Origin of the sequence: Paenibacillus chartarius (genome assembly GCF_042432825.1) — a bacterium.
GTDB classification, from domain to species: domain Bacteria; phylum Bacillota; class Bacilli; order Paenibacillales; family NBRC-103111; genus Gordoniibacillus; species Gordoniibacillus chartarius.
In genome coordinates, this window is sequence record NZ_JBHLWN010000056.1 from 1 (window position 1) to 15,940 (window position 15,940).

The window sequence follows — 15,940 nt, forward strand, 5'->3', positions numbered from 1 at the left end:
TGTTGTACAAAATGAAAAGAGGCTGCCCTCAGTCATCTACGATGACTTTTGGGACAGCCTCCATTGAATCGATCGTCTGCCATTAAAGCCAATCAATAAGTCTTATCAAAATGATGGCCGGCGATTCTCATTTTTCCATTTAGGTAAACCCGATGCGCATCATACCTCTGAACCCCTGAGTCCAAATGCAGTGCGACACAACGGCTCCTTGCGACTACGTCTTCCAGCCAATCGAACAGCTGCTGGGCCTATCCTCTTATTATGCCACTACGAATACCGGAAGCAATTCCCTCTGAAAAATAGAACTAACAATTTCCTACCAGGAAAGCCTGCCTAAATACAGGAATCTCTCAAACAGCCTCATGTATACGTTCGATTACTGCGAACACGCAGGCTATTGAGGTTAGAAAGACCATGACCGCCTCTTCGCAGCAAAGATGCCTGTATATTCGCAGCCATTTGCCTCTGTTTACCGGGGAATGATCAAAATGCCTGCAGTTTTTGCATTTAATCATTTGATCCCCCCATTGAGCTCCTCCTTCATCGGAAATGTTGGAAAACCGTAGTGCTAGATGCTCGTTGCCTGTCCTCCAGCTCAACGTCACAGCATCGCAATCAACTGAAATTGCTAGTTAGACTTATACTCTCTGAAGAAGCATGAGAAAACGGCAGCCCCGAGCCATGGTACTCACCATGCCGGGACTGCCGTTCCGGTTATTTCGCTTCGTAAATCGCGTCGATGACGCTGCTGATCATTTTGGCCGCTTCTTCACGGGTAATCAAGGCCCCTGGCCGCAGTGAGCCGTCTTCGTAGCCTTCGAGGATGCGGCGGCTCAACAGCTCCGCCACATGCTCGCTCGCCCAGGCCGGGATCGCAGAGGCATCGGTGAATGCCGCGCTATCGGCCGTCTGCGATGCGGACCCGCTGCCTGCCGAAGCCTCCGTTTTCAGAATCCGACCAATGATGGCGATTGCTTCCGCACGGGTGATGGAGGCGGCAGGATCGATGTATACGCCGCTATCCTTCTGCGTACCGTTCACCCACTTGTTCGCAACTGCCGTCGCTATGGACGAAAGCGCCCACGATGCGACCAGGTCCTTATCGGTATAATCGCTCGGCAATACAGCGGAAGTCTTCTTTGCTCCCACAGCCTGCACGACGATCTTCAGGAACTCTTGCCGCGTAATCGCGCGCTCCGGCTGGAACACCGGCCCGCTGCTCGTCGCTTCGCCGTCGATCGCCCCAACTGATACAAGGCGGTTCACATAGGCGGCAGACCAGCGGCCGCGCATATCTGTGAAATCCTTCAAGCTGTCGTTGACCATTAATGCGTACTTGCTGAAATGCGGCAGCTGAACGGTAATCGTCCCCGCAGCAGGATTGACCGTACCGCCAAAATACTCCCACTTCTTCGTTCGCTCATTGTACCAGTACACCGCGGCTTTGCCCGGATCCGGAATCTCTTCGAGCGAGAACCTGAGCGTAAGCTCCGCAGGCTTCGTCAGCTTGACAGGCTTATCAAACTTGAACTCGTAGATGGAGCCGATCAGCTTGGAGCCCTCAGGCACGTACTTGCCAGGACTGCTGACAGTCCCGATGCCAAGGCCGACATCGCTTTGCAGCGGCTGAGCCGGGATGTTGATGGTTGCCCGTTCGTCGATCGGTATCGTTGCGCTCTGATTCGGTGCTAGCTGAGCGGACTTCAGGAACTTGACGTCCTGCTCAGCCTCGATTAATCGCTTGAGAATATTTTGCATCGTCTGGTCAATGAATTGGTTTGCCCTGTCTACCTGAGCATCCGAATCGCTATCCGACTCACTTGGCGGTACATACCAGTCCCCAGGCTCAGGATCTACCGGTGTTTCACCTGGATCGGTGCCCGTAGATTTAAGCACATTCACCGTAATCGTATCCTCCAGCGCATACTCATTCGACAGGGAATACGAAGCCTTAATAATAAATTCTCCCTCGTTGCCCGCTTCCGCCACGCCTTGCTCCGAGATGGAGCCATACGGGTCACCGGCGAGAATACTCCAGCTCATGCTTCCCGGATCGATCACATATTCTTTGTTGTCGGCATCGATTCCGATGAGCTGCAGCGCCTTGGTCTCGCCCTCTTGCAGCGAGATGGCATCCACCGGCTTTGCCGCATCGTCCGCCAGATCCACAGGACGTACCTCCACCCGCTCAAACGAATTCGGCACGCTGTTCATGGCTTCGGTCGTATACACGGTCTCGTTGCCGGCGCCGTCCTTAGCAGTCACTTCCAGCGACTTCATCAGCTTCCCTTCCATCGATAGCTGCTTGCTGAACCTGCCGTCCGCTTCAGGCTGTACGGCCTCCCCGTTCACGGTGACAAGCGTGCCCGGCTCCGTCTGGCCCTTCACCAGCATTTCGTCACCGACAATGCTTGGAGACTCCATCTTCAGATCCGGCTTCGTCACGTCCGAGAACACGCGCAGCCCGGTCAACGTCGTATCGCCTGCCGCATTCTTGGCGAACACGTCGATGAGGTTTGTGCCTTCCTCAAGCGGAATGGACTGCGTCCAATCCGAGCCGGTGAACGTGCCGACAAGTTGGTTATTCACATGAACGATCGTTGACACATCCTGATCCGCATCGAACTTCAGCCTAAACGTGCTTTCGTTCGTCAGCCATGTCTTCTGCCCTTCACCCTCGCCGAACGTGTTCGTAATCGGCGCGTCCGTCGGGGTGAGCGCCTCTAGCGTGATGGCAGCCGGGTTCGGCACCGGCAAGGCAACTGCATCGGTCGTGGCAGGCTCGCTGTACAGTCGTGCGTTGTCGCCGATATCGACGTAGGACGCGATCGATACTTTATAGGATGCTCCCGGTACTAAACCGACCTTCTCGCCGTATACCGAGTCCATGACACCTCCGACATTCGCGCTAAGAGCTGTCGCTTCGACGTCGACCGTTCCCACTTGATCCATCGCGTTGCCGTCCTGATCAAGAAGCTGGATCGTGTAGCCGTCCACCTCTTGCGGAGCCGTCCACGACACTTGGAATACCCCGTTGCCGGCCGGTTCGGCCTTCACGCCGCCCGGCGAAGCAGGCTGCAGCGGATTCACGGTTGCCAGCGTTTCTGTGCTGTAACGGCTGTCATAGTTCGTGCCGTCCTTGGACAGCGTAGCTTTGATGTAGTAGGAGCCGCTCGGCAATCCTTCCGGTAAAGCAATGGTTGCCGTACCAGCCGCGACATCAAGATCGCTGGCGATCAGCCGGCCCGGATCTTTCTCATTATCGGTCGCAATGAACAGCGACACCTTCTCATCGGTCGCATGGTCGCCGACCCAGTTGACTTTCACTTCACGATCTGCGGTTTTCACCGCGGTCACGCTTGTCAGCGACGGCGGTACTTCGACGTCCATCAGTGACCAGCCAAGCGGCTGGTCGGAAGTGACGGTCCAGTCGCCGGCCATCGGCTGCTGAATCGATACGAAGACGCGTTTCTCCTTCGTGCCCGACTCCGATTCTTCTGCTTCGATCACTTGTACAAGCATGTTCTCGTTCTCTTCGAGCTTATATTCATTGCCGTTAGGATCCTTCACTTCAAGCACCGGCGGCGCATCGCCAGCGTACGTAAATTCCATCAGCGCAATCTCTTGGGATGGAACCGGAATATCGTACGTATGGCTTCCCGACAGGATCGAGACCGCACGACCATCGGCTTTGGCCGGCGAGGCCTGCAGTGCCGAGCTGGACACCGGCTTAATGTTCGTGCCGAAGCCGATCATACCGCCTACAGCGCCGTCTTCGTTGAAGTAATACTTCTGTCCGAGACCGTTCCGCTCCGGCAGCGCTCCCTCAACCAGTCCGTTCGAACCGATCCTCGGCGCGCTGTCGCCCCATACATATTGGAACCCGATCGGAATACCGATGATCTTGGCTTTGCCCCAAATCTTCTCGGTGCTGATCTCGCCCTGTGCCGAAGCAAGCTCCAAGCCACCGACAAGCGGGATTTTTCTTGGGATGACGACTCTTACGCTGCCGCCGCCTGCCATGTAAATCGGGCCGAATAATCCGCTTCGCGAGCTATCGAAGTCGAAGACAATGTACACTTCGCCTTCAATGACGTCAAACGCGCTCAGCTTGGCGCCCGCGGTGATGGTCGCGCCGAACTTGTTCAGCGAATCCTTGAGCAGCAAGCTGCCGTACACTTCCTTCAGAAGCTTGAACCGCAAAATCTCGAATTCTCCCGAAAACTCCAAGCCGCGCATGGACAATCCCATGGTCACGTTATCCGCCGTAACGACCTTTGCAATGCTGAGGCCGCCAATGATCTGAAGCTTCAGCGGAGGCAAAATATTAAAGTTGCCCATCAAGGTGTCGTACATATTGCGGAACCCGCCGCCGCCCTTGGTGATATAGGCCACCGGCGCTACCGGAATAAGCGGAATGCCCGGCTCTGCGCCGACCGAGAAGACGAAATTGTCCGGAATCGGCACGCCGCTCTCTGTGAACCGAAGCGTCAGCAACCCATATACTTCGACAACCTGGAACTCTACGTCCGCTTCGATTTCGAATTTGCGATCGAATGTATCAAGCAGAACGCGCCCGGTGGCGCCAAAATCAAGCCCCGGCACCATGCCGTTCGGAAGTCCCGCACTGCCCTCTGCACGAAGGCCGAGGAAGCCGAAGGTGCCGGCCTTGCCGAACAGATCCGTCTTCTCCCTCAAGCCGAAGCGCGCCTCGTCCAGCGCAAGCCCCAGACCGAAGTCATCCGGTTCCTCCTCGTCTTCTTCTCCATCAGCGGGAGGGTTGGTCGGAGGATTCGTCGGCGGATTGGCAGGCGGGTTCGTCGGTGGATTCTGTCCTGTCGTGTCTCCGCTTTTCTTCGACGTCCCCGGATTAAAGCTCATTGACACCGAACCGCCGAACGATACGCTCTGGTCATGAACGATCGCGTTCTTCATCTCGACGCTGAAGAAGCCCATTTGCTGCACGAGCGATAAGCCCTTCAGCACCTCCCACTCGATCTCGATCGGCTCCTGCTCGTTGTCCTCGCTCGCATCGAGCGCATACCGGGTACCGTCCTCCAGTTCGATGCCGAACGGTCCGAAGGTAAACGGGAAGCCCGGAATCGAGAGAACACCATTGCCGCTAAGCTCAATAAAATCCCCGTCATGATCGTTATCGTCGGCATGCTTCGAAATCGTCATCTTCTGAGAGGATTCGCCGAACAACGCCGCCATCTTGTCGGAGCTGTCAAAGCGAATGACCGAGTTGATCGTCGCCCCGCTGCCGATCTCGTAAATACCGTCTTCCCCGGCAATCGTTCGGATTGAACCGCGAATTTCAAGCAGCGCAACCTTATCATCCTTCATCGATGAACCGGCATACTGAGCCTTAAGCTGCTTCAGCTTCTCTTCGTTCTCCACCGGCACTAACGAGTAGGTTTCTTGGCCCTGCTGATCGAGGCGGTCCCGCTCAGGGCTAATATTTTCCCCGACAACGAGCAAGATGCCGTAATTTCTGGACTTATACTTCTCTTCTTCGGTGAGCTCGATCTTCTTCTCGAACGTGCCGTATACGCCGGCGCTAAGCTTCACCCGGTACACACCCGGCTCGTTCTTCAGCGGCGGCCACAGGTCATCGCTCAGACGCACCTGCACCTGCTTGTCGTTCAGGATCGTAACGTCTCCGGTTGGTACGACGACTTCTGCGCCGTCGCGGTCGCGAACCACCCGTACGTTCCAGTCGGACGTTGCCCTGAGCGCATCGAAGCCCTTCCCCTGCAGCGTCAGAACCGGATCTTTGTCCTTCATGTACATTCGCTTCGGAAGCGCCTCCAGCACTTGTACCTCCGGCGGCTTGCCGGACAAAGCCGGAAGAACGATATACGAGGCCTGAATGCTTTCCTCGCCGCCCGATGCCTGAACAATAGCTTGAATCGGCGCCGCTTTGTAAGCAAATTGCGGCTTGCCCTTCACTTTCCAGGTTACGGTTCTTGACTGCCCGACCTCGAGCTTGCCGACATCGACCGTCCGCCGCTCGCCCACCATCAGCTCCAGCTCGGCAGGAAGGCCCAGCACCGCAGTTACGCCTTCGAGCGTCTCCGCGTTATCGATAGAATTATCGATATCCACCGTGACGTTAAAATACTGCTCTTTGTATCCGTCGCGATTATCGTTTAACGTCAGCTGCTTCGGCGCATTGATCTGCAGCTGATATTTGGCCTGCTTCTGCGAGGTGAAGAAGCTGCCGAGACCATAATACGTCTCGAACACTTCTTCCCCGCCCGGAATCAGCGTGCTCGGGTCCCAATAGACGGCTACGGCGCTGTCGGCCGACCCGAATTTGTTCGTACTGCTCGTAAAGTCCAGCGAAGCGTCCGGCGTATAATCCCACTTGGTATCCGCAATTCCGTTCCAGTGAGCGACCGTCATCCGATTGGGCACCTTGTTGCCCCATCCATTCAAAAATCCGTAGGACATAATTCGAGGATTGGTCGGATTGTCGACAGCTTTCCAATAAGACGGCAAATTCGCGCCTTCCAATGTCGTCTCCGTGCGGATATAATCCTGCCGCCCCGGTACGGTAATCGGCGAGGCGTCAACCGGTCCGAGCATCGTATCGAGCAGGATCCGCGAGCCTACGGCCACATTTTTGTTCGTCGTGTTCTTAACCTTATATGATACTTTCACGTTGCCCACGTTCGGATTCTTATCGTCGTTAACGATGGTGAGCGTCTGAATAATCTCGATGCCTTCGGCCTTCCAGACCGATTGGTTGATGAACTCGTTCGGATTCGTCGGACTCATCGTAAATCCGCCGCTCAGTCCGAGGAAGCCGTAGCCGTTCCCATAGATGTAATCCTTGCCGTCGATCCGGAACGTTGTAAACGACGTGTCCGGCGTTTCGTCCAAGAAAAGAAGCGGCTTCCCGTTGTCGTTCGCCCGGTGAGGCGACCCCGCCTCCGTCTTGATGCTGAAGCGGCCTGTCTGCTTGTTGACGCTGACTCCTAAAAAATCGTTCTTCACCGTCAGCTCGCCGCTCTCCATATTGTCTGCAAAGACCAGATTGCCGCCGATCGGCAAGCACAAGGCGACAACCAGCAGAATGGCGATAATTTGCTTCCCTATTCGGTTCCTGGTTCTTGCGTTGTTCATGAGTCACTCTCCTATGAAAAAGAGCATCAACCAACCAGCTGATCGGTTGATGCTCACTTTCGTTACTGTACCGGGGCTGCCGGCAAAACGTAGACGCGAATGAGTTTCGTTTGGCGCTCTTGATCCTCCACCAGGAGCGTGTAAAAACCGTAGTTCGTAATCGGGAGTCCGTCGCTTGGAATGAGGCTTCGTACCTTCTTGAAGTCTCCCATGGACTTGTAGCCTCGCAGCCATTTTACGGCGTTATTACCTTGATCGCCGAACAGCTGCACTTGCAGCTTATTGCCATACACGAGCAAGTCGTCTTCACCGGCCGCCTTCGAATTGACGTAAGCCGAGAAGCTGGTCGGAGCGACAACGACCGCTTTGCGGGTTACCACTGCGGTGTTGCCTGCAGCATCCGTCACTCGATACGTAATCGTGTACGTTCCCGGCTGCTGGGTCTGAATATTGTGGGTAACCGTCAGCTTGTTGTTCACATTGCCGTCGATATTGTCCGTCGCCTCCACATCCGCTGCAGGCGTGACGGCCGAGCCGATCTGAAGGAGAAGGTCATCGCCGTTCAGGAACCGAAGCTTCGGCGCTTCGCGGTCAATGTTGCCGACGGTCACCTTAAGCACATAGACGTTGCCGAGCGCATCCGTCGCTTCCAGCCAACGGGTACCGTTTTCCGTAAATGTCACGGTATTGCCGCTGATGCCGGTATAGGTTAGGGCGCGGTCCGCTTCGAGCTTGACGGTCACGTTATTTTTCGTTGGCGCCGTTTCGCTGTACTTGTAATTGACCTTCGCCGTCGACTTATCGATATTGTTCACGACCGCTTCGATTTCCGCGGTGTTGCCGGCAAGGTCCTGCACATAAAACTTGAACTTTCCGTTCTCACGAAACACATATTGGTCGGAACGGTTATTGTTCAGAATTTGCATCGGTTCGGACGCTTTCAGCTTCACGACAACGTCGCTCTTCGTCGAAGCCGTCGTGCTGTACTCCAGCGACAGCACCGGAGGGGTGCGGTCAATATAGTTGACCGACGCCGGTACACTCGTTTCATTGCCCGCCCGGTCCTTAATGCGGAACGTGTATGAGCCGTTTGACGTGAAGTCGTAGAACGTGTTGCCGTCGTTGCCGATCACCGTGATCGGTTCGTTCGCCGCCACACGGACCCGAACATCGGCGCGGGTTGCTTGCGACGTCGAGTATTCGATTGTTGCCGTCGGCACGGTCTTATCGATGCGGTCTACGACGGCCGTATATTGCGCTTCGTTGCCGGCCGCATCGCGGAGAACGAAAGTGAAGGTGCCATTATCGCTGAAGGTGTACGCGCTTGAGCCGTTGTTGTTCACAACCGTAACCGGAGAAGCGTCAGCCGGTGAGACGGTGACCGTCACATTCCGGTTCGTCCAGCCGCGCTCGCTGTAGATCAGCTCCGCCTTCGGCGCCTCACGGTCGATGTTGCTCACCGTTACCGTCGCCTTCGCCTTGTTACCCGCTGCGTCCGTAAATGTAAACTCCTTGCTCCCGTTAGCGGTAAACGTGTATTGATTGTAGACATTGCCGTCAGCGTCGGTTACTATGACCGGGTATTTCTCCGTGTTATAGGTAGCGAACGTGACCGTTACATCGTTCTTCGTCCAGTCCGTTTCGCTCAAGATGAATTTCGGCTGCGGCACTTCCTTGTCGATGTAATTGACCGTGGCCGTCTTCTCCGCCAAGTTGCCGGCATCGTCGCGGAACTGGAACGTAAAGGTGCCGTTCTCCGTGAAGGTGTATTGGAAGCTGCCGTCGTTGTTGAGCACCGTCACCGCATCACGAGGCGGGTCGCTCGCTTCGAGCGTCACGGTCACATTCCGATTCGTCTGCTCCGTAATGTCGTAGCTAAGTTCGGCGGTTGGTGCCTCCTTATCGATCTTTGTGACCTCCGCTTCACCCTCTTGCGTCATTCCCGTATCCAAATCCGTCACAAGATAACGGATGACGCCGTTCGTCGGCAGCATATAGACGGCCTTAGTTACCGTCTGGCTGACAAGCTCGGCATCCGCCGGAGCTTGAATCTGGCTGACGCCTCGCGATGGGCCGCCGTCGATGGTCACCTCTACAGGTTGATTCGTATATCCCGAAGGATTGTAGGTAATGTTTGCACTCGGCGCCGTACGGTCGATATTCGTCACAGTAGCCAGAGCTTTGCCTGTGTTGCCCGCCTCATCGATGAATTCGAACTCGAAAGTGCCGTTATCGCTGAACTCGTATTCCGGAAGTCCGTTATCCGGTTTCGTAATCAGTACAGTTTCGTCAGCATCCTTCACAAGGTGCAGTTCCGCCTTCACCTTTCCGGCCGTTCTCCCCGCCGGACTGTAGCTGATGGTCGCGGTTGGCGCCGTGTTATCCAATTTAAAAGGCTTGGCGCTGCTCGTGGAGACTACCGTGCGGTTGCCGACCTCGTCCGTCACCCGCGCCCATAAGAACCAGCTGCCGTCGGTATCGGCCAGCGTGACCGTACGATCCGGCGGAGCCGGGTTCCAGGTTGTCGGCTGAATCGAGCTGCTCTTCGACCAAGCGTATTCGTAGGTTAGTTTATCTCCGGCGCTGACATTATCGGTAGCGGAGATCGTGGAGCTAACCGACTTCTGCCGCCTGAGCGTGCCTTCGTCGCTGAACGTAACGGCCGGAGCTGTCTTATCGATCCAATTGACCGTTGCCGTTGCCGTCGCCGTGTTGCCCGCCTGGTCCCGGAACTGGAATTGATAGGTGCCGTTCGATGTAAAAGTATAAGTAAACTTCCCCTGCGTCGTTTCCACAATATCGGCTGCAGACGAGAAGTTATCGGTGACCGGCAGGGTCGCCGTTACGTTCTGATTTGTGCGCGCGCTTGGACTGTACGTAATAGCTCCGGCTGCCGGAGGGGTTGTGTCATAGATGAAGTTAGTCTCATATGTACTGCTGATATTGCCGGCGGAATCCATGAATTGTACGTACACCTTATGGCTGCCTTGCGTTAGCGATGCCGTAGAAATCTGCTTGGTGCTGCCGTAGCTCTCCCAACCGGTCCAGGAGCCGCCGTCCACCATGAAACGCATTTGATCGACGGTCGTTTTTACCGAAGTCGGCTTGTTATCGTCAGCTGCCGTCAAGTTCACAGTCAAACTGGATTCTTTCGTATGGGTTTGGGCCGGCGCTATCGTCCCCGTCGGTTTTGTATTGTCCAAGTAGTAAGGCCCTGCGTCCTTGTAGACCCAGTTACCGGCTTGATCGTACACCTTGGCATGGAGGTAGAAGATCCCCGTGCGGTTGTCGATCGTAATCGCGCCGCTCGCCGGCGTAGATGCCCAAGCTCCATCATTTTGGTCCGAAGTCGGATTCGTATCAATGAGATATTTCACTAAATAAGCTGTCTTATCCGATACAGTATCGGGATCTTTAATGTTAAAGCCGGTGGATGCCGACTGGCTATAAGATGCGGTCGCCGGATTCGTAAATGTGAAGTCCGGTTTCGTGTTGTCGAGCACAAAGCTGGAAGTTGATGATTTGGTCCCTTTGTTCCCTGAGTTGTCGGTTGCCTTTACATGCAAGTAGTAGGAGCCGGTCATATTGGACGGGCTGTTTACCGTCGCCGTATGGCTTTTCTTGGAGCCGCTGCCGTCAAACAGCTGCTGCCAGCCGCTGTCGCTGTCCGCAGGAGCCGAAGCGCTGGTCGACCAGTTGTAGAAAGCCGCACCAAGCGTCCCTGCGGCCTCGGTCATCGTCACGATAACCTGGCGCGCAGCTGCAGGCGTACCGTTGCCTTCCGAGTTGAAGGTGATGGAAGGCGCTGTTTTGTCAACGATATAATTACCGCTATCTACTGTAGTTGTGTTGCCCGCTAAGTCGGTGGCTGTAATGCGAAGCTTATAAGTGCCTTCAATATCTGTTGGCGTCGTGAGCGTTCCGGAAGAAGCGGTTAAGACTTTCGCTTCGTCAACTGCCCCGCCGTCCAGAAACCACTGGTACGTCGGCTTCTTCGTGCTAAGGTCGACTCCGGAATGAGCGTCGCTAATGGAGTAACTGACCGTGTGGCTCGCTTGGGCAGAGCCGGAATTCGGCGTCATCGAGACGGTTGGCGCATCGATGTCGTATGGATACGGTCCCATTACGTGAGAAGTAACATGACCGGCAGCATCTGTTGCCTTCACATGCAAATAATACGTGCCCGATGCGCCGGGATCAGGGTAGTTAACCTCCTGCTCGATCGGCAAGAGATTGGATTCGTTTTCCAAATCGGCCGGTGTGGCAGAAGATGTAGACCACTTCGCGTATGCTTTCGCAGCTTCCTTCTTCGGGGTGTCGGTAACGGTCATTTTAATGCTTCTAGCTTTCTTATAACCGCCCAGTTCCACACCGCCGTACGCGATTTCTGGTGCGGAGTTGTCTATGTAGATCTTGTATGGGTATAGATGCTGGAAGTACAACTCATTGCTTGGAGAACTACCGTCCATCATCTTAGAGTTGGTATTGCTATTCCACAGCCGGTCGCCTTCTCCGCAATGATTGACACCATTCTTGACAACAAGTAGCCCGGTTGCATCGGTCGGCTGTACCGTATAGAAAAATTCCGGCTTGAAATTCGAATCATTATAAGGATCCTCCGGTATAATTAGTAACTTGGATTGACCATCCAGCTCCCCTTCGATCGTTGACTCTTGAAGACACGTAGCATTCGAATCAAATACGTGATTGCCATCATCGTAGGTAACCTTAAATCCAACGAGCAAGCTGAACGTTTCCCCGGCTTTGAAAAAGTACTCGCCATTCACGGGGGTTACGGAGCCGGGCTTTAACGTGATACTAGCCGGCCACGGGGTGTCATCCATTCCGCTCGGGTCAATCGTCCACGCAGGGTCCTCCGCCGCCCGCACCACCGTCGGCGCCGGCAGCATCACACCCGCCATAAGCACTAGTACAGCTAGGAAAAACGAAGCAATCTGTTTCATATTACCTCCCGGTCGCTTTCGATCTCAGTCGAATTATATGTGAGCAAGGTTAAACTTTATTTAAAAGCTCAAGAAAATTTCCGTCACGGCTGGGTAAATTTGTATCCCAAGCCCCGAACCGTCTGTATAAAGACAGGATTCGACGGATTGTCCTCTATTTTCTTACGCAGATTGCTGATATGTACTTTGACGGCCCGCTCGTCGCCGGTTTGCTCCATTCCCCAGATACGGGTATACAGCTGCTCAGCGCTGAACACTTGGTTCTCATGCTCGATAAGAAAAAAGAGCAGCTGCCGCTCCTTCGTATACAGCGGGACCGGTACGCCGTCCCGATAAATTTCGCGCCCCGGGCAGTCAATCCGTAATCCCGCTCTTCCAGCTGGGAGCAGGTCACCCGACGCTCGCCTAAGGAGCGCTTTGATTTTGGCGGCTAATACGTTCAGGTCAATCGGCTTCGTCATGCAATCGTCCGCACCGAGCTCCAGCGCACGAACCACCTGCACCGCATCGTCTTGGGCACTTAGCATAAGCAGCGGAACCTTCGAGACGCTTCGGATGTCCCGGCAAAGCTCCAAACCCGACTTGTCGGGCAGCATCATCTCCAGAATGACGCAGTCCGGCTTTTCCTCCCGGAACAGCTCCCAGCCCTGCTCTCCGTTCGCCGCCGGCCGTATCCGGAAGCCCCGCTGCTCCAAAGCTCGGGTGATGGCCGTTTGGGTTTCGGTTTGATGTTCGATCAGCAATACCGTCTTCCGCAATCCTGACACCTGCCGATCCGCCTCTTTCTATTTACCTAGCAATTTGCATAATTATTACTAATAGTATCATAGATATGTCGGTTTTGGACGAATTTACTTATTTTTCTTAGGTCCATAGGATCAGAATTAAAGAGGTTCCGTACAAGCGGACGCCTCCCTCTATTCATATGGATAAATTTTACCATCAAGTAAATTGTAGAGACATTCCCCATTCGGGGGATATGGTCAGTCCGGCGACTCCAGTCGAATTTTCTTATTCTTCTTAGGACTGTAGCCCACCTGCTCATGCAGGGAATCCTTCAGCTCGGGAGGCAGCGCATTCCAATGCAGATTCCATAATGCGGCCTCCATCGCGTACAGGGCGAGTATGCTTACCCCCGGTCTGGCGGCTTTCAATTGCAAGTAAGCTTGGACGGATCCGACGAGCGCCAAATCTTCCAACGAGTGAATGCCGATGCCGCGCAACCACTCCATGCCGACGGGTCCTATGTTGCGAATCCGATTGTTTGCCATGACTATGCTTCGCCTCCAACGGTTGTGTATTGATCCACGAGCTGCTTTAGCTGTTTCACCAGTGCAGAGCGCAGCTCCCTCGGCTCATGCACGTGCGCATCCATCCCCAGCCCCATGAAAAATCCGACCGCCCACGCCAAGTACGACGCCGGCATCTGTGCCGACACCCGCCCGGAGCCGTCAGGCTGCAGGTGCAGCGCGGGTCCGAGCCATGGATCGGCTTGACAACGGCGCACTCCCTCCCGTGTCAGCGATACTTCAAGCGGCAGGCGGGGGCCTTCGTCGGCAGGAAGCGTTGGCCACTTGTCTATAGGCGGCACATGCTCCGGGACCGGTCCGGGCGGCTCGCTGCGCTCTACGTGAAGCACGCGGTCGGCCCGGTACACGCGATAGCTTTCGGAATCGTAATGATAAGCCTGGCAATACCATAAGCCGTTCATCGCATATAGGCCCGCCGGCGCAATGACCCGCTCTCCTTGGCCCTTGCCGGATGCGTAGCGAATGCGGACCGTCCGCTGCTCGAGCGCCGCCTCCAACAGCTCATACAAGCACGGAGTCTGTACCGGTCTCGTAGGAACGTAAAAGAGCAGTCTTTGCTTCATACGGTCGATGCGCACCCTGATATGGGTAGGCAGATGCCGGTAAAATTTCGCAAGCGCACTTTCCGCCTCGTTCTCAAACGGCAGTGACGTGTACCCTTGGAGCGATTGGGCGGCAAAGAACATCGCCAGCGCCTCGCTCTCCGTGAATGAGATTGGCGGCAGCACGGTTTCCTTGAGCACACGGTAGCCGCCGGCCGCGCCGACTTCGGAATACAGCGGTACGCCCAGCTCGCTTAACTCCATTAAATCGCGCAGCATCGTTCTGCGCGATACGCCGCATTCGCGGGCGAGCTCGGCGACAGTGAATGCTTTCTTCTCGTTGACCAGCATGATGAGCTGAATGAGTCGCTGTGCCTTGTGCATTACGGGCGACCTCCTTCTATGCGGATTTTCTCATACAATAGTGCCAATAGTTGTCACTATTAGCGATTATGCTTGCATTGTAGCACGAGCATCACCTAATTGGAGGAGGAGTTTTCGTATGAGAATGAAGAAACTCGCGTTGGAGTTCGTTGTCAGCAAGCTGAAGGCCGGGGTGGAGAGACCGGTGTTTGAACTTGCGCTCCGGCAGTCTCAACGAGCCCTGGAGAATTTGGAAGGCATGCAGGGGCGCACGGTATTGTATGTCCCGGAGACGGAGCAGTGGATCGATCTGGTGGAATGGGCCGGCCTTGCAGAAGCGCAGCGGGCGGCGGAGCAGTTCGCGACCTTGGGGGACGCTATGGCGTTAATGGAGATGCTGGACATGAGTACAGTTGAGATGAAGCATTTTGACGAGGTGCCGGGCGGGGTCGTGGAGCTGCTGCATGATGCGGAGAGCGGGGCTTGCGTTGAGCTTGTCATGTACAAACTGAAGCCGGAAGCGGATCTGGGTACGTTTGTAAGCGCAGGCCGGCAGCTGGAGGAAGCCATGCGGCTTTCGCCGGCTTTCGTAAGCCGAAGCGTGTTCCGTTCGTTGGATGAGGGACTGTGGCTGGAGATCATGCAGTACCGGGACAAGGCCGGAGCGGAGCAGCTGTACGGGGATCTCCAGCAGTCCAGCGCCATGGCCGAATGTCACCGCATGATCGATGAAAGCAGCGTACGGATGTTCATGGCCGAGCCGATGGGCCGGCTGCTCGACGGGGCGAAGGCCGGGAGGTGATGGTGAGCGGTAAGTGACGTGGGTGGTGGTAACATGGGTGGTGGTAACATGGGTGGTGGTAACATGGGTGGTGGTAACATGGGTGGTGGTAACATGGGTGGTGAGTGACGAGTGATCGGTGACGAGTGGTCGCTGACGAGTGGTCGCTGACGAGTGGTCGGTGACGTGCAGGAAGTGGCGTACGAGAAGTGACGTGCGGTATTTGTGTGCGGTATTTGTGTGCGGTATTTGTGTGCGGTATTTGTGTGCGGTATTTGTGTGCGGTATTTGTGTGCGGTAGTTGTGTGCGGTAGTTGTGTGCGGTAGTTGTGTGCGGTAGTTGTGTGCGGTAGTTGTGTGCGTTATTTGTGTGCGGTAGATGTGTAGTTGTGCTTGGCAAGTGGCGGATATCGATTGGCGTGCTGATAGTGGATGGTGTGCTGATTGTGGATGGCGGGTGGCTAGTTGTGTAGATATACTAGTACTGGATACGTTTAGCTATTGATGCAGACTGCTGGTATTGTTCACGTTCGACTAGTGATGCGAAATACTAGTAACTGGTGACATGTGCCGAGTCGTGGGGGGGCGGCAAGGTGACGGACGGCGGTGGCGGACCACTCGGATTGATGCTAAGGACGAGCAAAAGATTTAACAGAGTGAGGCCGCGCTAACTAGCGGGAATTGTTACGCTTACATGAGAGAAATTTGTGAAAGTTAGCAGGAATGACTCCGCTTACATTGATACATTTTCGTCAAAACGGCTGTATTTCTTGAATTTAAGATGAACTTTGCTGCTAGAATTAAATCTGGACATCTCCGTTAAGAGAATTCAATATGGAATCTAACAGG

At 55.1% G+C, this 15,940-nt stretch carries 6 protein-coding genes; 1 reads left to right on the top strand and 5 read right to left on the bottom strand.

Annotation, left to right across the window (positions count from 1 at the left end):
• Positions 1-714: 714 nt before the first annotated feature.
• The 5 genes from ACFFK0_RS14110 to ACFFK0_RS14130 all read right to left on the bottom strand — a co-directional run bounded on the left by ACFFK0_RS14110 (position 715) and on the right by ACFFK0_RS14130 (position 14,331).
• Entirely contained in the window at positions 715-7,131 is a 6,417-nt protein-coding gene (locus ACFFK0_RS14110; protein ID WP_377470888.1) for an S-layer homology domain-containing protein, read from the bottom strand.
• Between the two features lie 62 nt (positions 7,132-7,193).
• Entirely contained in the window at positions 7,194-12,095 is a 4,902-nt protein-coding gene (locus ACFFK0_RS14115) for an Ig-like domain repeat protein (RefSeq protein ID WP_377470889.1), read from the bottom strand.
• Positions 12,096-12,178: 83 nt separating this feature from the next.
• Entirely contained in the window at positions 12,179-12,862 is a 684-nt protein-coding gene (locus tag ACFFK0_RS14120; RefSeq protein WP_377470890.1) for a response regulator transcription factor, read from the bottom strand.
• Between the two features lie 216 nt (positions 12,863-13,078).
• Positions 13,079-13,366: a TfoX/Sxy family DNA transformation protein gene (locus ACFFK0_RS14125; protein WP_377470891.1), complete on the bottom strand. Its 288-nt coding sequence runs from the start codon at positions 13,364-13,366 to the stop codon at positions 13,079-13,081.
• A gap of 2 nt (positions 13,367-13,368) precedes the next feature.
• Entirely contained in the window at positions 13,369-14,331 is a 963-nt protein-coding gene (locus ACFFK0_RS14130; RefSeq protein WP_377470892.1) for a helix-turn-helix transcriptional regulator, read from the bottom strand.
• A gap of 118 nt (positions 14,332-14,449) precedes the next feature.
• Here ACFFK0_RS14130 and ACFFK0_RS14135 point away from each other — a divergent pair, with 118 nt between their 5' ends.
• Positions 14,450-15,112: a hypothetical protein gene (locus ACFFK0_RS14135; RefSeq protein ID WP_377470893.1), complete on the top strand. Its 663-nt coding sequence runs from the start codon at positions 14,450-14,452 to the stop codon at positions 15,110-15,112.
• Positions 15,113-15,940: the final 828 nt, after the last annotated feature.

What these genes read in the sequence shown, in the direction of transcription:
- ACFFK0_RS14110 (WP_377470888.1), bottom strand. Translation starts at nt 7,131, where the DNA reads ATGAACAACGCAAGAACCAGGAACCGAATAGGGAAGCAAATTATCGCC.
- ACFFK0_RS14125 (WP_377470891.1), bottom strand. Translation starts at nt 13,366, where the DNA reads ATGGCAAACAATCGGATTCGCAACATAGGACCCGTCGGCATGGAGTGG.
- ACFFK0_RS14135 (WP_377470893.1), top strand. Translation starts at nt 14,450, where the DNA reads ATGAGAATGAAGAAACTCGCGTTGGAGTTCGTTGTCAGCAAGCTGAAG.
- ACFFK0_RS14130 (WP_377470892.1), bottom strand. Translation starts at nt 14,331, where the DNA reads ATGCACAAGGCACAGCGACTCATTCAGCTCATCATGCTGGTCAACGAG.
- ACFFK0_RS14115 (WP_377470889.1), bottom strand. Translation starts at nt 12,095, where the DNA reads ATGAAACAGATTGCTTCGTTTTTCCTAGCTGTACTAGTGCTTATGGCG.